Below are 21,457 nucleotides of genomic sequence, written 5' to 3'. Positions count from 1 at the left end.
GATTCGCTAGTGCCGGTATTACCAGCTACCGGTTTTCTTGTACTCGTCCAGCGAGGCCTTGAAGGTGGCTTCGATGTCGTTGTTCCAGTCGCCGGTGGCCACGATCCTGTTCATCAGCTCGGCATGGTTCTGATGCATGAATGCATGCAGGCCCTTCTCGAACGGCAGCACCTTGTTGACCGGCAGGTCGTCGAGGTAACCCTTCTCGGCGGCGTACACCGACAGCGCCAGCTCGGCGATCGACAGCGGCGAGTACTGCGCCTGCTTCATCAGTTCGGTGACGCGCTGGCCACGGTCGAGCTGGGCGCGGGTGGCCGGGTCCAGATCCGAGGCGAACTGCGCGAACGCGGCCAGCTCACGGAACTGCGCCAGTGCCAGCTTCACGCCGCCGGACAGCTTCTTGACGATCTTGGTCTGCGCGGCACCGCCGACGCGGGACACCGAGATACCGGCGTTTACGGCCGGACGGATACCGGCGTTGAACAGGTCGGTTTCCAGGAAGATCTGGCCGTCGGTGATCGAGATCACGTTGGTCGGCACGAACGCCGACACGTCGCCGCCCTGGGTCTCGATGATCGGCAGCGCGGTCAGCGAACCGGTCTTGCCCTTCACCGCGCCGTTGGTGAACTTCTCGACGTATTCCTCGGACACGCGCGATGCGCGCTCGAGCAGGCGCGAGTGGAGATAGAACACGTCGCCCGGATAAGCCTCGCGACCCGGCGGGCGCTTCAGCAGCAGCGAGATCTGGCGGTAGGCCACGGCCTGCTTGGACAGATCGTCGTACACGATCAGCGCGTCTTCGCCGCGATCGCGGAAGTACTCGCCCATCGCGCAACCGGAATACGGCGCGACGTACTGCAGTGCAGCCGACTCGGAAGCCGAGGCGACCACGACGATGGTGTTGGCCAGTGCGCCGTTCGCTTCGAGCTTGCGCACCACGTTGGCCACCGACGAACGCTTCTGGCCGATCGCGACGTAGATGCACTTAATGCCGGAATCCTTCTGCGCGATGATCGCGTCGATCGCGAGCGCAGTCTTGCCGGTCTGGCGGTCGCCGATGATCAGCTCGCGCTGGCCACGGCCGACCGGGATCATCGCGTCGACCGACTTGTAGCCGGTCTGCAGCGGCTGGTCGACCGACTTGCGCCAGATCACGCCCGGCGCGACCTTCTCGATCGCCGCGTTGAGCTTCGCACCGATCGGACCCTTGCCGTCGATCGGGTTGCCCAGCGCGTCGACGACGCGGCCGAGCAGTTCCGGGCCGACCGGCACTTCGAGGATGCGGCCGGTGGTCTTGGCGGTATCGCCTTCGCGCAGGTGCTGGTATTCACCGAGCACCACCGCGCCGACCGAGTCGCGCTCGAGGTTCAAGGCGAGGGCAAACGAATTCCCCGGCAGCTCGATCATTTCGCCCTGCATCACATCGGCCAGGCCGTGGATGCGCACGATGCCGTCGGACACGCTGATGATCGTGCCCTCGTTGCGCGCTTCCGCGCCGAGCTTGAACTGCTCGATGCGGTTCTTGATCAGTTCGCTGATCTCGGACGGATTCAAGGTGGTACTGGACATGGTCGTTATCCCAAAGATCTAGAAACGAGTTGAGAGGAGTGAGCAGTGAGCGAGAGCGGCGGCGTGGTCAAAAGCTTTCCACTCGTTTCTCACTTCTCTCCACACTTTTATCTGTTTTCAGTGCGCCAGCGCGCTGGCCAGTTGGGCCAGTCGCCCGCGGGCGGAACCGTCGATCACTTCCGTGCCGGCATCGATCACCACGCCAGCCAGCAGCGCAGGATCAACCCGGGTCTCCAGCTCGATCTCGCGCTTGAAGCGGCGCTTCAACGACACCTTGAGCTGTTCGGCCTGCGTCGCATCCAAGGCCATCGCGCTGGTCACCTTGACCAGCAACTGCGACTCGGACTCGCGCTTGAATGCCTCATACAGCTCCGCCACCTCCGGCAGCAACGCCATCCGGCGCTGTTCGGCCACTTCGGCGAGGAAGTGCGCGAACGGCGCATCGGCGGCGAGACCGGGCGGCAGATGCAGGGCCACCAGCTGCGCCGGCAACACCCGCGGGTCGCTGCCGAGGCCGGCCACATGCGGATCGTTCGCCACCGCAGCGGCGAAAGCCAGCGACTGCGACCATGCATCCAGCGCACCGGCAGCATGCGCCACTTCGAACGCGGCGCGCGCGTACGGTCGAGCGAGAGTGATTGCCTGGGCCATCGATCAGATCTCGGCCGCGAGCTGGTCGAGCAGCGCCTTGTGCGTCGAGGCATCGATCTCGCGCTGCACGATCTTGCTGGCGCCCTGGACCGCCAGCGCGCCCACCTGCTCGCGCAACTGGTCACGCGCACGTTGCGCCATCGAGGCAATGTCGTCCTGCGCCGTCGCCTTCAGCCGGTTGATCTCGCTGACCGCTTCGCCACGGGCTTTCTCGATGATCTGGTTGGCCTGCTGCTGGGCCTTGTCGATGATCTCCGAAGCCTGCAGGCGGGCCTGCTTGATTTCGCCAGCCACCTTCACGTCCGCGCTCTTCAGCTCGGCATGGGCGCGCTCGGCGGCATTCAGGCCTTCGGCGATCTTCACCTGGCGCTCTTCGATGGCCTTGTTGATGTGCGGCCAGATGAAGTGGACGCAGAACCAGATCAGGATGGCGAACGAAATCATTTCGCCAATCAAGGTCGCGTTGAAATCCATCGCTGCGTTACCTGCAAATACGGGTTGAAACGAGCCCGGGCGTCACGACACCCGGGCCGAACCGGCGACGCCGCGGCGTCGCCAAGAGGATCACGCGCCAGCCAGCTTCGACAGCAGCGGGTTCGCCACGGCGAAGTACATCGCCAGCGCCACGCCGATCAGGAACGCAGCGTCGATCAGGCCGGCCAGCAGGAACATGCGGCCCTGCAGCAGCGGCACCAGCTCCGGCTGACGGGCAGCGGCTTCGAGGAACTTCGAACCCATCACGCCGATACCGATACAGGCACCAAGTGCACCGAGGCCGATGATCAGGCCCAACGCGATGGCGGTGAAGGACTGCACTTGAGCAATGTGAGCGATGAGTTCCACGACGATCTCCTGAGAAGTTCAAACTGAAATGGACAAAAGGATGAAACGAATGCTTCGAGGTACGCGAGTCAGTGGTGATCGTGCGCCATCGAGATGTACACGATCGTCAGCACCATGAAGATGAACGCCTGGATCGAAATGATCAGGATGTGGAAGATGCCCCACACCGTGTAGCCGATGATGCCCGCACCATACAGCGCCCAGCCCGCGACGCCCGCGCCGGCGCTGAACAACCCGGCGATCAGCATGAATACCAACTCGCCGGCGTACATGTTGCCGAACAGTCGCATTGCCAGGCTCACCGGCTTGGACGCCAGTTCGACGAGGTTGAGGAGGAAGTTGGGAATCCACAACGCGGGGTGCTTGCCGAACGGAGCGGTGAACAACTCATGCATGTAGCCGCTCGCGCCCTTGGCCTTGAAGCTGTAGAAGATGATCAGCACGAACACGGTCAGCGACATCGCAAACGTCATGTTGATGTCGGCCGTGGGTACCGCACGGAAGTGACCGATGCCGAACTTCTCGGTGATCCAGGGCAGCAGGTCGACCGGCAGCAGGTCCATCGCATTCATCAGGAAGACCCAGAGGAACACGGTCAACGCCAGCGGACCCAACACGCGACGGTCACCATGGAACACGTCCTTGACCTGACCATCGACGAACTCGAGGATGATCTCGACGAACGCCTGACCACGACCCGGTACGCCGGCGGTTGCCTTTCGCGCCTTCAGCCAGAACCACAGGCAGAACAGCACGCCCAGCACCAGCGACACGGTGATCGAGTCGATATGCACCGCCCAAAACCCGCCCTTGCTCGCATGCGGAGTGAGGTGGGTCAGGTGATGCTGGATGTATTCGGTGAGGCCGCCTGACTCGCTTGCCATGTCTCAACCCTTGAATCTGAACGCCAACAGATAGACCGCGTAGGCAGCCACCAGCCCCGTGATGGCGGCCAGTGGCGGCAACTTGTATTGGAACAGGATCACGATCAGCCCCCCGACGATCACGATCCATTTCAGGAACATGCCCGTCAGCAGGCGACCCAACGCCACGCCTGCGCCGCCCATGCCACTGAAAAATCGCGCCGACATCAGCGCGGTACCCAGGGCCACCAGTACTGCACCAGTCGCGGCAGCCACCGCTTCACGGCGCCCCAGCGCCAGGAATGCGAGGCCGGCCAGCAGCGCCACAGCAAGCTGCAGCAACATGATGCGCAAGGCGAGACGTCGACCAGAGGCAAGACTATTGAGCATGTAGCGTCTCCGCGCGGCCTGCACCAGGCGGCACCGATACAGCTACGGGCCACAATCCAATCCGCAAAAGTATATCAGTGCGGCGATTGCAGCGACAAGCCATGTGGCCTGCGACATCCTGTCCCGTCAGCCGAAAATCCGGTGCGGGGCATGGCCCGTCGCCGCTTTGCGTGGCCGCATGTTCTTGCGAGTCACATGCGAACGGGGCCGAACGTCAAGTCCGACCCCGTCCTGTCGCCATGCGGCGCGACGATGCAGTGATTACTTGGCAGCAGCCTTCTTGGCGGCAACCGGCGCGGTGACCGCGTCGTTGGCGGCCTGGCGCTGTTCCTGCACGAGCGCATTCAGCGACTCGGCGGTCTTCTGGGTGATCGCCAGCACTTCCTGCGAAACCGCCACCGCACGCTCGGCATTGTCACGGCTCAGGCTGGTGCCCTTCTCCCACAGGCTGCGCAGGCCGTTGGCGTCACGCATCTCCATCGCCTCGGCGACGAACTCGGCGGAGACCTTGCTCTGCTCCTCGAGCGCCTTGAGCTGCAGCGCGGCGACCGTCTCCAGACCCTTCAGGGCCAGCGACTGGGCCTTGAAAGCGCTGTCGGTGAACTGCTTGGTGAAAGCGAAAAGCTGGTTGTTGAGTTGCTGCGTCATGGCATTGCCCTCGTTGAGGATGGGGTAGTGGCAGACACTCTAGCAACGATTTTTGTGCAGTGCAATATATATTTTCGCGAGAAACCAGACCGGTCAAGAAATATTCATGAAAAACGATCACTTATGCCACTGGAAAAACTGTCGCGTCGCGTCAAAAACTATCGCGACTGCAGCTTGCCCCTGCCGTGCACGTCTCATGCACCACTACCTTGTCCAGCCCGGCCAGCCGCGGCTGCAGGCGTTGCCAGATCCAGCGCGCCAGCATCTCGCTGGTCGGATTCTCCAGTCCCTCGATATCGTTGAGGTAGTGGTGATCGAGTTGCTCGTACAGTGGCGCAAAGGCCGACTTCACGTCGGCGAAATCCATCACCCAGCCCAACTGCGGATCAGGTTCACCAGCCACATGGAGCTCGATCCGGAACGAATGCCCGTGCAGCCGCGCACACTTGTGCCCCTCCGGCACATTCGGCAGCCGATGCGCTGCCTCGAGCTGAAACACTTTGAAGATATGCATGGCGGACGCCTGCGCGGGAATCGTTTCGTCGGCGGGAAAAGCACGCGCGACGCGTTTGGTGGCTATGGGTGGACTCGAACCACCGACCCCAGCATTATGAGTGCTGTGCTCTAACCAGCTGAGCTACATAGCCTTGAGGAAGCCCGCCATGCCGGATCGGAACGATACGGGCGGGGCGCGGCAGTGTAGTCGTGTAGCCCGGCGGGTTCAAGTCTGCGGCTTGCCGCTGCTTCATTCGCTGTGGTTGAATCGGTGACAGGACTGGATATGGTCTTGTCTGGCGAGCTGCGCCGCACGACCCCAGGAGGCGACATGATCGATGTTGATGGCTACCGTCCGAACGTGGGTATCGTGCTGCTCAATGCAGACGGTCAGCTGTTCTGGGCGCGCCGGGTCAATCGCGATGGCTGGCAATTCCCCCAGGGCGGCATGCGCTCGGACGAGACACCGCTGGAGGCGATGTACCGCGAACTGGAGGAGGAGACCGGCCTGGCCGCGCACCACGTCGAGGTCATCACGGCCACTCACGGCTGGTTGCGTTACCGATTGCCAAATCGCTACGTGCGCCATCACCAGCGGCCAACCTGCATCGGCCAGAAACAAGTGTGGTTTCTGCTCAGGCTGGTCGGCGGTGAGGATGCCTTGAAGCTCGACGCCTGCGACAAGCCGGAATTCGACCTGTGGCGCTGGGTGGATTTCTGGTATCCGGCGGCGCATGTCGTCAACTTCAAGCGGCAGGTGTATGAGCGCGCGCTGCGCCACTTCGCGCCGGTGGTGGAAGACCTGTTCAGCCTTGAGCTGGGCACGTTGCCGCCGCGCGCTGCGGCCGACAAGCCGCCGAACGGACCGGACGATGGCCGCGAGGCCGCCTGAACGGATCATGCGGGCAGTCGGCGCCTGATTGTTGACAATCATTCGCATTCGCGTTCTTATACGCGCCATGTACATCTGCCTGTGCAATGCCGTCACCGACCATGACATCCGCCGCGAAGCGGCCGCCGGCGTGCAGTCGTTTGCCGAGCTGCAGGCGCGCACCGGCTGCTCGGATTGTTGCGGCTGCTGCGAATCCGAAGCGCGTGCCACGCTCGACCAGGCGGTTTCGCAGGTGCTTTGCCAGCTCCCGCCAGCCGCGGCCTGAGCCCTTCCGTTCGTCCCTTCGCCACCCATCGCACGGCCCCGCGCATTCGATCCGCAGGCAAACCATTGCCATTCTCATTCCATCGGCCGTCGCGGGGAATTCGTATAGTCCGCATTGTCTGCCGACGGGAGAAAGGCCATGAAAGGTGACGCCAAGGTCATCGAGTTCCTCAACAAGGTGCTCTACAACGAACTGACCGCGATCAACCAGTATTTTCTGCACTGCCGCATGCTCAAGGACTGGGGCTACACCGAACTGGCCGAGCACGAGTACAAGGAGTCGATCGAAGAGATGAAGCACGCCGATCACCTGATCGAGCGCATCCTGTTCCTCGACGGCCTGCCGAACTTGCAGCACCTCGGCAAGCTTCGCATCGGCGAGAACGTGCTGGAGTCGATGCAGGGCGATCTGGATCTGGAACTGGCCGCGGTGGTCGATCTGCGCGCAGCCATCGCGCACAGCGAAGGCATCGCCGACTACATCAGCCGCGACCTGTTCAAGGACATCCTGCACGACGAGGAAGAACACATCGACTGGCTTGAAACCCAGTTCAGCCTGGTCAAAGACATCGGCGCAGAGCGCTATCTGCAAAGCAAGATGCAGGGCTGATCGCGCAGCGCGCGGCGGCAGCGATGACGGGTGAAGCGTGCGCCCGTTCCTTGACGCGCTCGTCTTCCCGGGGCTATATCGTCCCTTTTGCCCGGATCGCCTCCATGGGTTCACGCCCGCCACCGCGCTTCATCGTGCGCCGGCACGATGACACCGGCCATCGCCAGCGATGGCTATGGTTGGGCCTGGCGTGGCTCGGCAGCTTGCTTGTGGTGGGCCTGGTCGTTGGCGCGTTGAGCCGGCACGCCGCTCCCGCGGCGGTAGATCATCGTCAGCAGCGTGTCCTGCTCGGCCAGATCGAAGATCTGAAACAACAGATCGCCAATCTTCAACGCGCCGCACAGGTCAATGACGTCGCCACGCGCTCGTTGCGTGGCACGCTGGCCCAGCGCGAGGAGGAGCTGAGCGGATTGCGCGCCGATCTGGGCTTCTATTCGCGCCTGGTCGGCGGCGACGCCCAGCGACAAGGGTTGAAGCTGCAGGAAGTGAAGCTGCAACCGATCGCGGATTCGCGCGGATGGAATCTCGCGCTCAGCCTCACCCAGAACGCGAAACGCGGCGACGAAATCAGCGGCAATGCCACCGTCAGTGTGGAAGGCCTGCGTCACGACAAGGTAGTGACGCTGGACTGGCCGGCACTCGGCGACGCCAAGCAGAAGGACGGTTTGCCGTTCCGTTTCACCTACTTCCAGCAATTGCACGGCACGATTGTGCTTCCGGCGGATTTCCGCCCGACGCGACTGCGCATCCACATTCAGCCCGCCAGTGGCGAGCCGGTCAACCGTGCCGTTGCATGGGGTGCTGCACTCAGCGGCAACATCACCACCGCCCAGGGGGATCACGATGCTCAACCGTAAACGCCATGACCGTCGCGCCAGCGACAGCCACGAAACCAGCCTGATCGCCCGCGGCACCGTGATCCGCGGCGACCTGCGCTTCAGCGGCGCGCTGCACCTGGATGGCCGCATCGAAGGCACCGTGCTGGCCGAAGGCGACGATGCGATGTTCACACTCAGCGAGCACGGCGAGGTACACGGCGAAATCCGCGTGCCGCATGCGGTGATCAACGGTCACGTCACCGGCGACGTTCAGGTAAGCGCCCGCCTGGAGCTGGCACCGAACGCGCGCATCGACGGCGACCTGCGCTACCACACGCTGGAGATGGCCGCCGGTGCGCAGGTCAACGGCCGCATCTCGCGCCAGGCCGAGGAAAGCCAGCGCGAACTGCCGGCGCCGGCTGCCGAACTCGACGAGGCGGTGCCGGCCTGAAGCGGTATGCTTGGCTACATTCCGGTACGCCCCCATCTGGATGACCATGGAAACCATTGTCGCGATCCCCGATTACCGCAGCAGCGGCGCACCGTTGTTGTTCACCGCCGCTGCGGCGCACAAAGTGCATGAGCTGATTGCCGAGGAAGGCAATCCGGCGTTGAAGCTGCGCGTGTACATCTCCGGCGGCGGCTGCTCGGGCTTCCAGTACGGCTTCACCTTCGACGAGGCCCAGGCCGAAGACGACTTCGCCATCGAGCGCGAAGGGGTGACCCTGTTGTGCGACCCGCTGTCGCTGCAGTACCTCACCGGTGCGCAGATCGACTACGCCGAAAACCTCAGCGGCTCGCAATTCGTGATCAGCAACCCGAATGCCAAGACCACTTGCGGCTGCGGCTCCTCGTTTTCGACCTGAGGGGCTGGCGATGGATCGGGCCACACTGCCGCGTCCCAACACCTTTGCCGGACTCAGTCTGGTCCTCGACCGGATCGCCGAACGGCGCGACGAATCGCAATGGATTGCCGAGCAGGCACGTTCGGCCGAGGCACGCTATCTGGTGCTCGACTCGGCGGGCGAAGCGTTTCTTCGCCGCGATAGCGAGGCGCTGCGCTGGCTCGACAACCGCGAGCGGGAGCAATGGCTCGGCGACCGCGATACCACCTTGCTCGGCATGGCCGGCCAATGTCCACACTTCCTGGTGGTACTGGACGAGCCCGGCGCAGCCACCAGCCTTGAGGCCGCACTCGACGCGCGCCGCATGAGCCTGCGCAGTGCCGGCCTGCAACTGGCGGCGGATGAGGCGGGATTGTTCGCCTATGCCAAGGGTTTGTCGCACTGGCAACGCGAGACGCGCTATTGCACCGGTTGCGGCGCACCGCTGCAGTTGGTCGCCGCCGGTCATCGCGCGCAGTGCACCAACGCGGACTGTGCGCGACTGCACTTTCCGCGCACCGACGCCGCGGTGATCATGCTGGTCGAACACGAAGGTGCCTGCCTGCTCGGTCGCCAGGCGGGCTGGCCATCCGGTCGCTATTCGACGCTTGCCGGCTTTGTCGAGCCGGGTGAATCGCTGGAAGACGCCGTGCGCCGCGAAGTCGCCGAAGAATCCGGCGTCATCGTCGACGAGGTGCGCTATCACTCATCGCAACCGTGGCCGATGCCCGCCTCGCTGATGGTCGGTTTCATTGCCCGCGCCGTGTCGCGGCGGATCTCGATGCGCGACCATGAGCTGGAGGACGCACGCTGGTTTACGCCCGAACAGATTGCCTCCGGCATCGCCGACGGCAGTTTCGTGCCTTCGACGGCGCTATCGGTGTCGTACCGGCTGCTCGCGCATTGGCTGCAGCAGTGCGCGGGGCTGGATCTGGACGCACTGGTCGCGCCCGCCATGCACGCACGCTGAGCGCATTTGCACAACGCGGCGGAAACTTCGCAGGCACGGCGAGGTCGATGGATGACTCCACGGCAGGGACTGGCCAAGCGTGCAACCGGATCCGGATCAACAGATCGACTGGCGCGCAGCGGGCCACCGGATCGTCGTCCATGTTGTCGTGATCGGCATCCATCTGGGCATGGCGCTGATGTTGCTCGGTGCCCCGATCTCGCTCTGGCATGCGGCGCACGGGAAGACGACCCGCGCACGCAAAATTCTCCAGCTCAGGTTTGTTTCCGCGGTGGCGCGCAAGCCGCCAGCAGCCGTTGCCGCAGCCATCCCGTTCGCCGTGCACACACGCAGACAATCGAGGACGCCCAGGACCAGGCAGGTCGTCGACCCTGCGAGCGCCCTGGCACCACCCGCGCCACCGGCGAACACGGCGACACCCGTCGAAGGTTCCGGATACATCCCCGGCGGCAACCTCCTGATGGGTGCCAGTCAACTTCCCCGTTCTGCGGTGCGGCTTCCCGGCTCCGCCGTGGCGATCGTCCCGGGCCTGCACATGACGGACCCGCGAATGCAGGGAGTCGCCGGCGCAGTGCGCACACTGCAGGCGTTGCTCGGCGTGCCCGATCCTCACTGCGTGGATGTCGACGCGTGGCGAACCCTGTCGAAGCAGGAGCTGCTCGATCGTCATGTATCGCCCGAGCAGGTGGAGAACACTGCCGCGGAGTACCACTGCTTTTCGCACCACACGTAATGTGCGGGTACGACCTGCGGACCGGTCGATCCCTCGCTTACAATGCGATCACTGTCCGCGAGTCCGTCCGCCATGGCCATCAGTCTGCTCGTCGTTCTCATCGCACTCGGTCTGCTGCACGCCATGCCGCAATTGGCACGCTGGCGCGGCGATCGCCTGTTCCGCCGCTGGGTGGCGCAACTGGCCGACACCAGCGGCAGCGGGCGCGTGGTGCTGGCGCTGGTGCCGCCGCTGATCCTGTGCGCTTTGCTGTGGTGGCTGCTGGGCCACACGCCATTGCGCGAATTGGTGCAGTTGCTGTTCGCGCTGGCCGTGCTGGTGTACTGCCTCGGCCCGCGCGAATTCGAGGCCGACCTGGAAGCGATTCTGAACGCCCCCGACGCGGCCAGCCGCGAGGCCGCCGCGCAGACGCTTGCCGACGACGGTCCGGTCGTCTGGAACGCGCCGGCGCTCGGCGAGGCGATCGCCTATGCAGCGCTACGCCGGCGCTTCGCGGTGCTGCTGTGGTTCTTGCTGCTTGGCCCGATCGGTGCGCTGCTGTACCGGCTGACGCAGACACTGGGGCGCAATGCTTCGCTGCAACTCGATCCGGACAGCCGCAGCGCAGCCGCTTTCTGCGCCAATGCGCTGGACTGGTTGCCGGCCCAGTTGCTGACCTTCACCCTGGCCGTGGTCGGTCACTGGGACGCGGTGATCGGCGCCTGGCGGCGCTGGCACAGCCAGGCGGCGCCGACCAGCTGGTACCGCGCCGGCCCGGGCTTTCTCGGCGCAGCGGCGCAGGCCGACGTGTTGATCGATATCGAGGCGGGCGACGGCTACGCCGAAGAACACAGCGACCCGATCGCCGAACTGCTGCGCCTGCGCAGCACGTTGCTGCGCGCCCTGCTGGCGTGGCTGAGCGTGGTGGCGCTGATCGTGATCGGCGGCTGGCTGGCGTAACCGGTACTGCCCGACGGTTTGATGAACAAGAACAGCGGGCCGCACCCGCTGCTCCCAGGCGCGATTACCGGACCAATCGCCTACGCCGCGACGCCGCGCAGCTCGCGCACCCGCGCTTCCAGCATCGCCGCGCTGACTTGTCCCTGCGCCTGTGGTGCATCGATCACCAGTTCCACCCGCGCCCGAAAGCGTCGCGGCAGGCGGGCGCGGCGCAGTTTCGAGTCGCGCCGGCTCCACACGCTGCCCCACAAGCCGCGCAATGCCATCGCCACGACCGGTACCGGCCGGCGCGCCAGGATCTTTTCCACCCCGGGACGGAACGGTGCGATCTCGCCATCACCAGTCAGGGCGCCCTCGGGGAAGATGCACACCATCTCGCCCGCCGCCAGCGCGGCGTCGATCGCATCGTAGGCCCGCTGCAACACGGCCGGATCTTCCTTGTGACCGGCGATCGGAATCGCCTTGGCCGTGCGAAACACGAAGCTCAACAGCGGGACGTTGAAGATCTTGTAATACATCACGAAGCGTGCGGGCCGGCGCAGATTGGCCATCAGCAGCAGCGGGTCCATGAAGCTGACGTGGTTGCATACCAGCAGCACCGGCCCTTCCGCGGGAATCTGCTGCGCGCCGTCGGTGCGCACCCGGTACAACGTATTCACCAGCACCCAGGTGATGAAACGCATCACGAATTCGGGCACCAGGGTAAAGATGTACGCGGCCACCACTGCATTGAGCAGCGCGGTGGCGAGGAAGATCTGCGGCACGCCGAGCCCCAGCATGCCCAATCCCAGACCGAACCCGGACGCGCAGCAGATCAGCAAAGCATTGAGGATGTTGTTGCCGGCGATCACCCTCGACAGCTGCTCGCGCGGTGTACGGCTCTGGATGAACGCGAACAGCGGCACCACGTAGAAACCGGCGAACACGCCGATCAGGGTCAGGTCCAGCGCGATCCGCCAGCTGCCGGCCGAGTGCAGGAAGCCCAGCCAGTCCAGGCCATCCGCCAGCGCCGCACCAGGCCGCGCGAAAAACAGGTCGACGCCGAATGCGGTCAGCCCGAAGGCGCCCAGCGGCACCAGGCCGACCTCGACCCGCCGGCCGGACATTCGCTCGCACATCAACGAACCGATGCCTGTGCCGATCGAAAACAGGGTCAGCACCAGGATATTGACCGAACCGTCGCCACCGAGATTGATGCGGGTGTAGTTCGGCAGCTGCGCGATCAGCACGGTGCCGAAGAACCAGAACCACGAGATGCCAAGCACCGCGTTGAACACCGCCCGATCCTGCCGGGTCAGCCGGAGTACGCGCGCGGTTTCGCTGAGCGGATTCCAGTTGAACTTCAGCCCTGGCGCGGTGGCCGGTGCCAGCGGAATGGCCCGGCTCGCCAGATAACCGGCGATCGCCACGGCAATGGTGACGCCACCCGCCAGCAGCGTTCCGAGCCCGGCGATTTCCATCAACGCACTGCCGACGATCATGCCGATCAGCATCGCCAGCTGGGTGCCGGTTTCGATCAGGCCGTTGCCGCCGACCAGCTCGCCCGGCTTCAACGCCTGCGGCAGGATCGCGTACTTGATCGGCCCGAACGTAGCCGAGTGCAACCCCATCAGGAACAGCACGACCAGCAGCAATGACGTGTGATGCGTGTAGAAGCCGATCGCGGCCAGCGCCATCGCGCCGATCTCGAACAGCTTCACGTAGCGGATGATCCGGCTCTTTTCGTATTTTTCGGCCAGCTGGCCGGCGGTGGCGGAAAACAGGAAGAACGGGATGATGAACAATGCCGGCGCGAGATTGGTGTAAAGCGACACCGTGTGGTCGCCCAGCCCCATCTGGAACGCTACCAGCATCACCAGCGCGTTGCGGAACGCATTATCGTTGAAGGCGCCCAGGGCCTGGGTCCAGAAGAACGGTGCAAAGCGCCGCTTGCCCAGCAATGCGAATTGGCTCATGCAGTGACCTTGTCGGGAAAAGCCTGAAGGAAAACGATGCTGGCCGGCTGGTCCCGTGACCGCAGCGCGCGTCGGAGCGGCTCCTCGCTGCCGTTGGTGAAACTTTCTGCACGCCATCGCATCCAAGGGTGCGATGGCGCCGGATGGTGCATGCGCGAAGATTCAAGGGCGGGGACTTCGTAATATTTTGCGAAGTCCGTTTTCAGTAACCCCTCCCTTGGCATTGACGATAAACTTTCCACGCAACCCTGCGCAAGCTGTCACCCCACTGCTCTCATTCGCTGCGGTCACTGTCATGAGCATCTCCAAATCGACCCATTCCGTACCCGGTGGAAACTTCTCCGATCGCATCAAGTTGCTGATTCAGCGGGTCGGCAGCGCGACGGAAATTGCGCGCATGTGCGGGTTTTCCGAAGGCGTGGTACGCAGCTGGCGCGATGGCAACACGGACCCTTCGCGCGCGCGTTGCGTCACGCTGGCGCGAACCCTTGGCATTTCGCTGGTCTGGCTGGTGGCAGGCGAGGGCGCCATCCAGATCGATCCCACGACGAATACGCGCGACGATCAATACAGCAGCGAAATCGTCTCGCCGTCACGGCCACGGGCGCGATTGAACTCGACACCCCATCGCTCACCCCCCGCTTCCGAAGCTGGTGTGGACGCGCAGCGGCTGAACACCGCCATGCAGATACTGCAATCCGAATTCGCCCTGGCCGACAGCCCGCTCAACCTGGGCAAACATACCGACCTGCTCGCCGAGCTGTATGAAATGCTTGGGCCAGGCGGCACCGTCGTCAACACCAGCGCCATGCTGACGTTCAACCACCGGTTGAACGAACGGATCCGACGCGAACGCGTCACGGCCTGAACGTCGTCAGGACGAAACAAAAAAGCAGCCCGTTGGCTGCTTTTTTGCGCGAGATCGGGCCATCAGAGCAACGCGATATCGGCGATGGCACTGAACTGCGCCTTCAACTGTCCAAGCAAGGCCAGCCGGTTGGCCCGCACGGCCGGATCGTCGGCATTGACCAACACGCTGTCGAAGAACGTATCCACCGGCGCCTGCAATTGCGACAACCGGGCCAGCACGGCGGTGTAGTCGCCAGCGGCCAGTGCCACCGCGGTATCGCTCTGCGCCGAGGCGAGCGCGTCGGCGAGTTCGCGTTCCGCGTCCGCCTCGAAGTGCACCGGGTGGACGACATGGCCGACGACGGGCGCGCCAGCCTCTTCGGCCTGCTTGCGCAGGATGTTGGCCACGCGCTTGTTGGCGGCGGCCAGGCTGATCGCTTCGGGACGCCGACCGAACGCGGCCACCGCGCGCAGACGCCGATCGAAATCGGCGAGGCTGGCCGGTTGCACCGCAAGCACCGCCTCGAACTGTGCGTTGTCGAAGCCCTGGTCGGCGTAATAGCCGCGCAGGCGATCGAGCACGAAGTCATACAGTTCGTCGAGCAGGATCGCCCGCCGCTGGCCGGCGTTCAATGCCGGGGGTTTGCCATCCTTGCCAGGCTTCAGGCCCGCGGCCAACGCCACATCCGGCAACAACTCCAGCGCCTCGACAAAACTCCCGCGCAGGTCCAGTTCGAGACCGCCTTCGATCAAGGTGCGCGCCAGGCCCAGTGCGGCGCGACGCAGGGCGAACGGGTCCTTGTTGCCACCGGGCTTCATGCCGACGGCGAAAATGCCGGCCAGGGTATCCAGCCGTTCGGCCACGGCCAGCACCTGGCCGAGCCGGTCGGGGGCGATCGCATCGCCACCGAAGCGGGGCTGGTAGTAGCTGTCCAGCGCCGCCGCCACGCCCGCCGGTTCGCCGTCATGAGCGGCGCAGTAGCGCCCCATCACGCCCTGCAATTCGGGGAATTCGCCGACCATGCGGGTCAGCAGGTCGCATTTGCCCAACGCAGCGGCACGAGTCGCCAGGGCGGCATCGACGCCGACCCGGTTGGCGATGATCCGTGCCAGTTCGGCCACGCGCACGCTCTTGTCCCACAGACTGCCCAGCGCCTGCTGGTAGGTGACGCTCTTGAGCTGTTCCTGATAGCTGGCCAGCGGCGTCTTCAGGTCCTCGTCCCAGAAGAACTTGGCGTCGGCGAAGCGCGGCCGGATCACCCGCTCGTAACCTCTGCGGATCTCGCTCGGATCCTTGCTCTGGATGTTCGCGATGCCGATGAAGTGCTCGGTCAGCTGGCCGTCGGCGTCGAACACCGGCACGAATTTCTGGTTCGCCACCATGGTGGTGACCAGCGCTTCTGGCGGCACCTCGAGGAATTCGCGCTCGAACGTGCAGGCGATCGCCACCGGCCATTCGGTGAGGTTGGCCAATTCATCCAGCAAGGCGTCGTCCAGCTGTGGCACACCACCGGTCGACTCGGCCAGTTGTTCGATCTGATCGCGGATGCGCTCACGCCGCTCGACCGGATCGGCGAGCACGTTGGCGGCACGCATCGCATCCAGCCACCCGTCCGCATCGGCCACGTGCACCGGTTGCGGATGCATGAACCGATGGCCGCGCGACTTGCGGCCGCTGCGCAGACCCAGCACTTCGCCATCGACGATCTCGGCACCGTGCAGGATCACCAGCCAGTGCACCGGACGCACGAAACTGTAGTCGTGGTCGGCCCAGCGCATCGGCCGCGGGATCGGCAGCGCCTTCAGCGCCTCGTCGATGATTTCCGGCAGCAGTGCCGCCACCGGCTGGCCCGGCTTGAGCGTGCGCCAGACGAACCACGCACCCTTGTCGGTTTCGAGTTTTTCAAGCTGCTCGACATCAACTCCGCAGGACTGCGCAAAGCCGCGCAATGCCTTGGATGGCTGACCATCTGCATCGAGCGCCGCGGCCAGCGCCGGGCCCCGGCGTTCGATCGCCTGTTCGGGCTGGGCGGCGCTCACGCCAGGAATATGTACGGCAAGCCGGCGCGGCGACGCATAGGCACGGGCCTCGTCCAGCGCGGCATCGACGCCGCGCTTGGCCAGCCCATCGCAAATGCCGCGCAGGAAAGCCGAGGACAGTTCGTCCAGTGCCTTCGGCGGCAACTCCTCGGTGCCCAGCTCGATCAGCAGCGACTTGGCGGCGCTCATGCGGCCTGCTCCCTGCTGCTTGTGGCAGGCATTTGCTTCAGGCCAGGAAAACCGAGCTTCTCGCGCTGCGCCACATAGGTCTCGGCCACGCCGCGCGACAGCGTGCGCACGCGCAGTATGTAGCGCTGGCGCTCGGTCACGCTGATGGCGCGGCGCGCATCGAGCAGGTTGAAGGTGTGGCTGGCTTTCATCACTTGCTCGTAGGCCGGCAATGGCAGGTTCGCGGCGATCAGCTGATTGGCCGTGGTTTCGCACACGTCGAACCAGCGCAGCAGTTCCGGCACGTTGGCATGTTCGAAGTTGTACGTGCTTTGTTCGATCTCGTTCTGCAGGAATACGTCGCCGTAGGTCACGATGCCGCGCGGGCCGTCGGTCCAGATCAGGTCGTAGACGTTGTCCACGTTCTGCAGGTACATCGCCAGCCGTTCCAGTCCGTAGGTGATCTCGCCGGTGACCGGGCGGCATTCGAGCCCCCCGGCCTGCTGGAAGTAGGTGAACTGGGTCACTTCCATGCCGTTCAGCCAGACCTCCCAACCCAAGCCCCAGGCACCCAGCGTCGGCGATTCCCAGTTGTCTTCGACGAAGCGCAGGTCATGCACCAGCGGATCGAGACCGAGCTCCTTCAGCGAGCCGATGTAGAGGTCGAGAATGTTCTCCGGATTCGGCTTCATCACCACCTGGTACTGGTAGTAATGCTGCAGCCGGTTCGGGTTCTCGCCATAACGACCGTCGGTGGGCCGGCGCGACGGCTGCACGTAGGCGGCGGCCCAGGGTTCGGGGCCGAGCGAGCGCAAAAAGGTGGCGGGATGGAACGTACCGGCACCGACCTCGGTATCGAGCGATTGCAACAGCACACAGCCCTGCGCCGCCCAGTAGCGGTTGAGGGTCTGGATCACATCCTGGAAGGTGCGCGCGGACATGGCTTTCCGTGACCTTGGGTAAAGCGCGTTAGTATAGCTGCAGCTTGCTTTTCCACCGATTTTCGGCCGGCAAGAAGCACGATGGGGGATACATCCGGATGGCCGCCTCACCACAAATCGCATCGCTGCTCGGCCGCCGTGGCCGGTTGGAGCTGGACGACCTGCTGGCCGCGCTGGTGGTCGACGGGTACCTGCTGGCGGAGGATGCCAAGCAGGTCCGCATGGGCTCGCGCGCCGGGCGCAGCACCGTGGAGCTGCACCCCCTGGTGCTGATCGCCAATGCCAAGCTGGCCAACCAGCGCGAGCCTGGGCGGCCACTGAAACTGGAGGCGCTGACCGAATGGCTGGCCCAGCACGCCGGGCTGCCCTATCTGAAAATTGATCCGATGAAGATCAATGCCGCCTCGGTCACCCAGGTCGTAAGCCACGCCTATGCCAAGCGCCACAGGATCCTTCCGGTGGGCTCCGCTCCCGGCGAAGTGACCTTCGCTACCTGCGAACCTTTCGAAGCGGACTGGGCGAGCGATCTGGCACAGATGCTGCGACGCGATGTGCGGCGGGTGGTGTCCAGTCCGATCGATATCAACCGTTACCTGCAGGAATTCTACGGCGTCCAGCGCTCGATCCAGTTGGCCCAGGATGCGAAGACCGGCAACGACAGCTCGTCGGCCATCCTCAACTTCGAGCAGTTGGTGGAGCTGGGCAAGAGCGGCGAGGTCGGTGCGGACGATCGTCACGTGGTGCATATCGTCGACTGGCTTCTGCAATATGCGTTCGAGCAGCGTGCCTCGGACATCCATCTGGAACCCCGTCGCGAGACCGGACATATCCGTTTTCGTATCGACGGCGTCATGCACAAGGTGTTCGAGCTGCCGACGCCGGTGATGACCGCCGTGACTGCCCGCATCAAGATCCTGGCGCGCATGGATGTGGCCGAGAAGCGCCGGCCGCAGGACGGTCGCATCAAGACGCGCTCGTCCTCCGGCCGCGAGGTCGAGCTGCGCATCTCGAACATGCCCACCGCCTTCGGCGAAAAGGTGGTGATGCGCATCTTCGATCCGGACCTGGTGGTCAAGGACTTTGCCCAACTCGGCTTTTCCCCCGGCGAAGCGGCGAACTGGCGCGTCATGGTCGAGCGTCCGCACGGCATCGTGCTGGTCACCGGCCCGACCGGCTCGGGCAAGACCACCACGCTGTATTCCACCCTGAAACATCTGGCCACGCCGGAACTCAACGTCTGCACGGTGGAAGACCCGATCGAGATGGTCTCGCCCGAGTTCAACCAGATGCAGGTGCATGCGGCGATCGATCTGGACTTCGCCGCCGGCGTAAGAACGCTGCTGCGCCAGGATCCCGACATCATCATGGTCGGCGAGATCCGTGACCTTGAAACCGCCCAGATGGCGGTGCAGGCATCGCTCACCGGCCACCTCGTGTTGTCTACCCTGCACACCAACGATGCGCCGAGCGCAGTCACCCGCCTGCTCGATCTGGGCGTGCCGCATTACCTGATCCAGTCGACGCTGACCGGCGTGGTCGCACAGCGCCTGGTGCGCACGCTGTGCCCGCATTGCAAGCAGGCGACGACGCAGGATCCGCAGGCATGGACGGTTCTGACCCATGGCTGGGACATTCCGCTGCCGCCCGAAGTGTTCCAGCCGGTGGGTTGCCTGGAGTGTCGCAATACCGGCTTCATGGGACGCACCGGCATCTACGAGATGATGAAACTGTCACCGCGTTTGCGCGGGCTGATCTCCGCCCAGCTCGATCTCGGCGGGTTCGGCCAGGCCGCACTGTCCGAGGGCATGCGGCCCCTGCGCATCTCCGCCGCCGACCAGGTGGCTGCGGGATTGACTACCGTGCAGGAAATCCTCACCGTGTTACCCCCGATCGAGGCATTCGACGATACTCGGCCGTAAAGACGTCCATTCCGCACGAAATCACCTCCCATGAAACCCGTATTGATCATCCGCACCGGCCGTGCGCCGGACGCCATCCGTGCCCGCCATGGCGATTTTCCCCATTGGTTCCGACTGGGCTCGGGATTGTTGCCGCAGCAACTGAAGGTCATCGATGTCGCTGCAGGCGACAAGCTGCCGCCGCCCCATGAAGTCGCCGGCGCGATGATCACCGGCTCGGCGGCCATGGTCACCGAGCGGATTCCGTGGAGCGAACGCACCGCCGGATGGATACGCAACGCGATGGACGTCGAATTGCCGTTGTTCGGTGTTTGCTACGGCCATCAATTGATGGCGCATGCGCTGGGCGGACGCGTCGACTATCTGCACGGAGGACGCGAAATCGGCACGTTGCCCATCGAAGTGCTGGAGGCAGGATCGCACGATCCGTTGTTGCACTCGGTGGCCGGCGGCTTTCGCGCCCATACCACGCACGAACAATCCGTGGTCGAGGCTCCGCCGGAATCTGCCGTGTTGGCGCGTTCTGCACGCGACCCGCACCAGTTGCTGCGATATGGCCCTGCCGCCGTGAGTACGCAATTCCATCCCGAGTTCAACGCCGAAGTCATGCGGGGCTACATCAGGCGCAAGCACGTGGATATGCAACGTGAGGGCAGCGATCCGAAAGAGGTTTTCCGCGCCGTGGCGGCAACGCCCTTTGCACGTCGCCTGCTGCGCCAGTTTTCGCGGCGCCATGGCTGGCACCTGCTCGCCAACTGAGTTTCTGCGTGCTCAGCCGCGCAGGCGGCGGGCGATTGCACCGCGCGAAAACAGCGCAAATATCAGCCCGAACAGGAATCCACCGATGTGTGCCCACCACACGTAGGCGCCGTAGCTCGGCCCCGCGTAGCTGAACAGCAACTGCAACAACACCCAGATACCGATAAGCAGGAACGCCGGCACTCGCACGAACTCGAGATACAGCCCAAGCGGAAGAACCAGTCCGAGCCTGGCGCGGGGGAACAACGCCACATAAGTGCCTACCACGGCCGACACGGCGCCACTGCAACCGATGATCGGCAGGCGAACACCTGTCAGCGACAACGCGCCGATCAGGTTCGCCACGATTCCCCCGATCACAAACAGCAACAGGAAGCGCAGCGAACCCAGGGCCCGCTCTCCCGGCAAACCGAAGATCACCAGGAACAACAGATTGCTGAGCAGGTGCAGCCATGTGACATGGATGAACAACGCCGTAAACAATCGCAGCAACGCCGTATCGGTCAATTGCGGCAGCAATGGTGCATGCGGATCGAAAATGTTTGCCGGCACGGTTCCCCATTCCAGCAAAAACGAGATTCGTTGGGGTGGCGGCGTAAGTGCCAAACCAACAAAGCACAGCACACATAACGTCACCACCAGCAAGGTGGCCCAATGCCAGCGGGGGCGGCGGCGTGTTTCGACATGAACAAACAAGAGCCGCTCCCCCTCGGACGCCATCGGTGGCGCGCACGACATCATAGGCGATGATTGCGTGCTGGCGTCGAATGTCATCCGTGCCTGCCTGCTAGCAAATGCAGGACCCGGGAGAAGCTGCCGTCTGGCTATCGCCGGCATGTAACGTTGCTGCTCCGCGAGTCCTCCCTTCGTACGCCTCATCGACGAGAAGTGGTGTTACGGGTCGCGACGTGCGGTCGCCCCGCAAACGCCAGGCAAAGAAAAACCCCCACCGTTGCCGATGAGGGTGTTTCAGGATAAAGCCCCTGGCGGTGACCTGTTGCGGGTCGCGACGTGCGGTCGCCCCTCGCATACGCCAGGTAAAGAAAAACCCCCACCGTTGCCGGTGAGGGTGTTTCAGGATAAAGCCCCTGGCGGTGACCTGTTGCGGGTCGCGACCTGCGGTCGCCCCTCGCAAACGCCAGGCAAAGAAAAACCCCCACCGTTGCCGGTGAGGGTGTTTCAGGATAAAGCCCCTGGCGGTGACCTACTCTTGCATGGCAAAGCCACACTACCATCGGCGCATGCGCGTTTCACTTC

Annotated in this window: 24 protein-coding genes and 1 tRNA gene; 12 read left to right on the top strand and 13 right to left on the bottom strand. The window is 64.2% G+C overall.

Translation table 11 applies throughout. The features are described from left to right. Positions 1-18: 18 nt before the first annotated feature. The 9 genes from atpA to CIW53_RS00085 all read right to left on the bottom strand — a co-directional run bounded on the left by atpA (position 19) and on the right by CIW53_RS00085 (position 5,611). Positions 19-1,569, bottom strand: a complete 1,551-nt coding sequence (gene atpA, locus CIW53_RS00125) for a F0F1 ATP synthase subunit alpha (RefSeq protein ID WP_149362681.1) — start codon at positions 1,567-1,569, stop codon at positions 19-21. A 117-nt stretch (positions 1,570-1,686) separates the two neighbouring features. Beyond that, positions 1,687-2,220: a F0F1 ATP synthase subunit delta gene (locus tag CIW53_RS00120; RefSeq protein WP_149362680.1), complete on the bottom strand. Its 534-nt coding sequence runs from the start codon at positions 2,218-2,220 to the stop codon at positions 1,687-1,689. Positions 2,221-2,223: 3 nt separating this feature from the next. Beyond that, entirely contained in the window at positions 2,224-2,694 is a 471-nt protein-coding gene (locus CIW53_RS00115) for a F0F1 ATP synthase subunit B (protein ID WP_149362679.1), read from the bottom strand. A gap of 90 nt (positions 2,695-2,784) precedes the next feature. Then, on the bottom strand, positions 2,785-3,069 hold the full coding sequence (atpE, locus tag CIW53_RS00110; RefSeq protein WP_197736611.1) for a F0F1 ATP synthase subunit C: 285 nt from the start codon (positions 3,067-3,069) through the stop codon (positions 2,785-2,787). Between the two features lie 62 nt (positions 3,070-3,131). Further along, the gene (gene atpB, locus CIW53_RS00105) at positions 3,132-3,947 is read right to left on the bottom strand and encodes a F0F1 ATP synthase subunit A (protein WP_149362678.1); all 816 of its coding nucleotides are present in this window, start codon (positions 3,945-3,947) and stop codon (positions 3,132-3,134) included. Between the two features lie 3 nt (positions 3,948-3,950). After that, on the bottom strand, positions 3,951-4,316 hold the full coding sequence (locus tag CIW53_RS00100) for a hypothetical protein (protein WP_149362677.1): 366 nt from the start codon (positions 4,314-4,316) through the stop codon (positions 3,951-3,953). A 261-nt stretch (positions 4,317-4,577) separates the two neighbouring features. Beyond that, on the bottom strand, positions 4,578-4,964 hold the full coding sequence (locus tag CIW53_RS00095; protein WP_149362676.1) for a phasin family protein: 387 nt from the start codon (positions 4,962-4,964) through the stop codon (positions 4,578-4,580). Between the two features lie 151 nt (positions 4,965-5,115). Further along, entirely contained in the window at positions 5,116-5,478 is a 363-nt protein-coding gene (gene queD, locus CIW53_RS00090) for a 6-carboxytetrahydropterin synthase QueD (protein ID WP_149362675.1), read from the bottom strand. A gap of 56 nt (positions 5,479-5,534) precedes the next feature. Next, positions 5,535-5,611 (bottom strand) — tRNA-Met (locus tag CIW53_RS00085). 179 nt (positions 5,612-5,790) lie between these two features. Here CIW53_RS00085 and CIW53_RS00080 point away from each other — a divergent pair. From CIW53_RS00080 to ampE, 9 genes are all read left to right on the top strand, one after another. Continuing rightward, positions 5,791-6,351, top strand: coding sequence for an RNA pyrophosphohydrolase (locus tag CIW53_RS00080; RefSeq protein WP_149362674.1), 561 nt, complete (start codon positions 5,791-5,793; stop codon positions 6,349-6,351). 67 nt (positions 6,352-6,418) lie between these two features. Continuing rightward, positions 6,419-6,616 carry a (2Fe-2S)-binding protein gene (locus CIW53_RS00075; RefSeq protein WP_172969544.1) on the top strand — a complete coding sequence of 66 codons (198 nt, stop codon included), beginning with the start codon at positions 6,419-6,421 and terminating at the stop codon, positions 6,614-6,616. A 138-nt stretch (positions 6,617-6,754) separates the two neighbouring features. Beyond that, positions 6,755-7,225: a bacterioferritin gene (gene bfr, locus CIW53_RS00070; RefSeq protein WP_149362673.1), complete on the top strand. Its 471-nt coding sequence runs from the start codon at positions 6,755-6,757 to the stop codon at positions 7,223-7,225. A gap of 104 nt (positions 7,226-7,329) precedes the next feature. After that, positions 7,330-8,082, top strand: coding sequence for a DUF6776 family protein (locus tag CIW53_RS00065; RefSeq protein WP_149362672.1), 753 nt, complete (start codon positions 7,330-7,332; stop codon positions 8,080-8,082). Beyond that, entirely contained in the window at positions 8,069-8,494 is a 426-nt protein-coding gene (locus CIW53_RS00060; RefSeq protein WP_149362671.1) for a polymer-forming cytoskeletal protein, read from the top strand. The genes CIW53_RS00065 and CIW53_RS00060 overlap by 14 nt, the downstream gene beginning before the upstream one ends. A gap of 46 nt (positions 8,495-8,540) precedes the next feature. Next, complete coding sequence (gene erpA, locus CIW53_RS00055) at positions 8,541-8,909, top strand: iron-sulfur cluster insertion protein ErpA (protein WP_172969543.1); 369 nt, start codon at positions 8,541-8,543, stop codon at positions 8,907-8,909. A gap of 10 nt (positions 8,910-8,919) precedes the next feature. Then, on the top strand, positions 8,920-9,897 hold the full coding sequence (nudC, locus tag CIW53_RS00050; protein WP_149362670.1) for an NAD(+) diphosphatase: 978 nt from the start codon (positions 8,920-8,922) through the stop codon (positions 9,895-9,897). Between the two features lie 79 nt (positions 9,898-9,976). Further along, positions 9,977-10,630: a hypothetical protein gene (locus tag CIW53_RS00045; protein ID WP_149362669.1), complete on the top strand. Its 654-nt coding sequence runs from the start codon at positions 9,977-9,979 to the stop codon at positions 10,628-10,630. A gap of 72 nt (positions 10,631-10,702) precedes the next feature. Next, positions 10,703-11,569: a regulatory signaling modulator protein AmpE gene (gene ampE / locus CIW53_RS00040; protein WP_149362668.1), complete on the top strand. Its 867-nt coding sequence runs from the start codon at positions 10,703-10,705 to the stop codon at positions 11,567-11,569. A gap of 80 nt (positions 11,570-11,649) precedes the next feature. Here the strand turns inward: ampE and CIW53_RS00035 are convergent, their stop codons facing one another. Continuing rightward, positions 11,650-13,524, bottom strand: a complete 1,875-nt coding sequence (locus tag CIW53_RS00035) for an MFS transporter (RefSeq protein ID WP_149362667.1) — start codon at positions 13,522-13,524, stop codon at positions 11,650-11,652. Between the two features lie 295 nt (positions 13,525-13,819). Here CIW53_RS00035 and CIW53_RS00030 point away from each other — a divergent pair, with 295 nt between their 5' ends. Beyond that, the gene (locus CIW53_RS00030; RefSeq protein ID WP_149362666.1) at positions 13,820-14,392 is read left to right on the top strand and encodes a helix-turn-helix transcriptional regulator; all 573 of its coding nucleotides are present in this window, start codon (positions 13,820-13,822) and stop codon (positions 14,390-14,392) included. A 62-nt stretch (positions 14,393-14,454) separates the two neighbouring features. On the opposite strand, the gene glyS is transcribed toward CIW53_RS00030, so the two are convergent. Next, positions 14,455-16,602 carry a glycine--tRNA ligase subunit beta gene (gene glyS / locus CIW53_RS00025; RefSeq protein ID WP_149362665.1) on the bottom strand — a complete coding sequence of 716 codons (2,148 nt, stop codon included), beginning with the start codon at positions 16,600-16,602 and terminating at the stop codon, positions 14,455-14,457. Then, positions 16,599-17,522 (bottom strand): glycine--tRNA ligase subunit alpha, encoded by a 924-nt coding sequence (glyQ, locus tag CIW53_RS00020; RefSeq protein WP_149362664.1) that lies wholly within the window; start codon positions 17,520-17,522, stop codon positions 16,599-16,601. Before glyQ ends, glyS begins: the two co-directional genes overlap by 4 nt. 98 nt (positions 17,523-17,620) lie before the next feature. Between glyQ and CIW53_RS00015 the strand changes: the two genes are divergently transcribed. Together CIW53_RS00015 and CIW53_RS00010 are read left to right on the top strand one after the other, a co-directional pair. Further along, a complete protein-coding gene (locus CIW53_RS00015; RefSeq protein WP_149362663.1) occupies positions 17,621-19,441 on the top strand; it encodes a GspE/PulE family protein in 1,821 nt (606 codons plus the stop codon). Positions 19,442-19,471: 30 nt separating this feature from the next. Then, positions 19,472-20,200 (top strand): glutamine amidotransferase, encoded by a 729-nt coding sequence (locus CIW53_RS00010; protein ID WP_149362662.1) that lies wholly within the window; start codon positions 19,472-19,474, stop codon positions 20,198-20,200. Between the two features lie 12 nt (positions 20,201-20,212). Here CIW53_RS00010 and CIW53_RS00005 read toward each other — a convergent pair whose 3' ends face one another. Beyond that, positions 20,213-20,896 carry a rhomboid family intramembrane serine protease gene (locus tag CIW53_RS00005; RefSeq protein ID WP_149363392.1) on the bottom strand — a complete coding sequence of 228 codons (684 nt, stop codon included), beginning with the start codon at positions 20,894-20,896 and terminating at the stop codon, positions 20,213-20,215. Positions 20,897-21,457 lie beyond the last annotated feature (561 nt).

The organism is Rhodanobacter sp. T12-5 (assembly GCF_008329435.1).
Classification (GTDB): domain Bacteria; phylum Pseudomonadota; class Gammaproteobacteria; order Xanthomonadales; family Rhodanobacteraceae; genus Rhodanobacter.
This window is presented reverse-complemented; position numbering and strand designations above follow the sequence as displayed.

Bases quoted from the DNA above. Each gene is read 5' to 3' on its own strand.
- atpA (WP_149362681.1), bottom strand. From the start codon at position 1,569: ATGTCCAGTACCACCTTGAATCCGTCCGAGATCAGCGAACTGATCAAG.
- CIW53_RS00120 (WP_149362680.1), bottom strand. From the start codon at position 2,220: ATGGCCCAGGCAATCACTCTCGCTCGACCGTACGCGCGCGCCGCGTTC.
- CIW53_RS00115 (WP_149362679.1), bottom strand. From the start codon at position 2,694: ATGGATTTCAACGCGACCTTGATTGGCGAAATGATTTCGTTCGCCATC.
- atpB (WP_149362678.1), bottom strand. From the start codon at position 3,947: ATGGCAAGCGAGTCAGGCGGCCTCACCGAATACATCCAGCATCACCTG.
- CIW53_RS00100 (WP_149362677.1), bottom strand. From the start codon at position 4,316: ATGCTCAATAGTCTTGCCTCTGGTCGACGTCTCGCCTTGCGCATCATG.
- CIW53_RS00095 (WP_149362676.1), bottom strand. From the start codon at position 4,964: ATGACGCAGCAACTCAACAACCAGCTTTTCGCTTTCACCAAGCAGTTC.
- queD (WP_149362675.1), bottom strand. From the start codon at position 5,478: ATGCATATCTTCAAAGTGTTTCAGCTCGAGGCAGCGCATCGGCTGCCG.
- CIW53_RS00080 (WP_149362674.1), top strand. From the start codon at position 5,791: ATGATCGATGTTGATGGCTACCGTCCGAACGTGGGTATCGTGCTGCTC.
- CIW53_RS00075 (WP_172969544.1), top strand. From the start codon at position 6,419: ATGTACATCTGCCTGTGCAATGCCGTCACCGACCATGACATCCGCCGC.
- bfr (WP_149362673.1), top strand. From the start codon at position 6,755: ATGAAAGGTGACGCCAAGGTCATCGAGTTCCTCAACAAGGTGCTCTAC.
- CIW53_RS00065 (WP_149362672.1), top strand. From the start codon at position 7,330: ATGGGTTCACGCCCGCCACCGCGCTTCATCGTGCGCCGGCACGATGAC.
- CIW53_RS00060 (WP_149362671.1), top strand. From the start codon at position 8,069: ATGCTCAACCGTAAACGCCATGACCGTCGCGCCAGCGACAGCCACGAA.
- erpA (WP_172969543.1), top strand. From the start codon at position 8,541: ATGGAAACCATTGTCGCGATCCCCGATTACCGCAGCAGCGGCGCACCG.
- nudC (WP_149362670.1), top strand. From the start codon at position 8,920: ATGGATCGGGCCACACTGCCGCGTCCCAACACCTTTGCCGGACTCAGT.
- ampE (WP_149362668.1), top strand. From the start codon at position 10,703: ATGGCCATCAGTCTGCTCGTCGTTCTCATCGCACTCGGTCTGCTGCAC.
- CIW53_RS00035 (WP_149362667.1), bottom strand. From the start codon at position 13,524: ATGAGCCAATTCGCATTGCTGGGCAAGCGGCGCTTTGCACCGTTCTTC.
- CIW53_RS00030 (WP_149362666.1), top strand. From the start codon at position 13,820: ATGAGCATCTCCAAATCGACCCATTCCGTACCCGGTGGAAACTTCTCC.
- glyS (WP_149362665.1), bottom strand. From the start codon at position 16,602: ATGAGCGCCGCCAAGTCGCTGCTGATCGAGCTGGGCACCGAGGAGTTG.
- glyQ (WP_149362664.1), bottom strand. From the start codon at position 17,522: ATGTCCGCGCGCACCTTCCAGGATGTGATCCAGACCCTCAACCGCTAC.
- CIW53_RS00015 (WP_149362663.1), top strand. From the start codon at position 17,621: ATGGCCGCCTCACCACAAATCGCATCGCTGCTCGGCCGCCGTGGCCGG.
- CIW53_RS00010 (WP_149362662.1), top strand. From the start codon at position 19,472: ATGAAACCCGTATTGATCATCCGCACCGGCCGTGCGCCGGACGCCATC.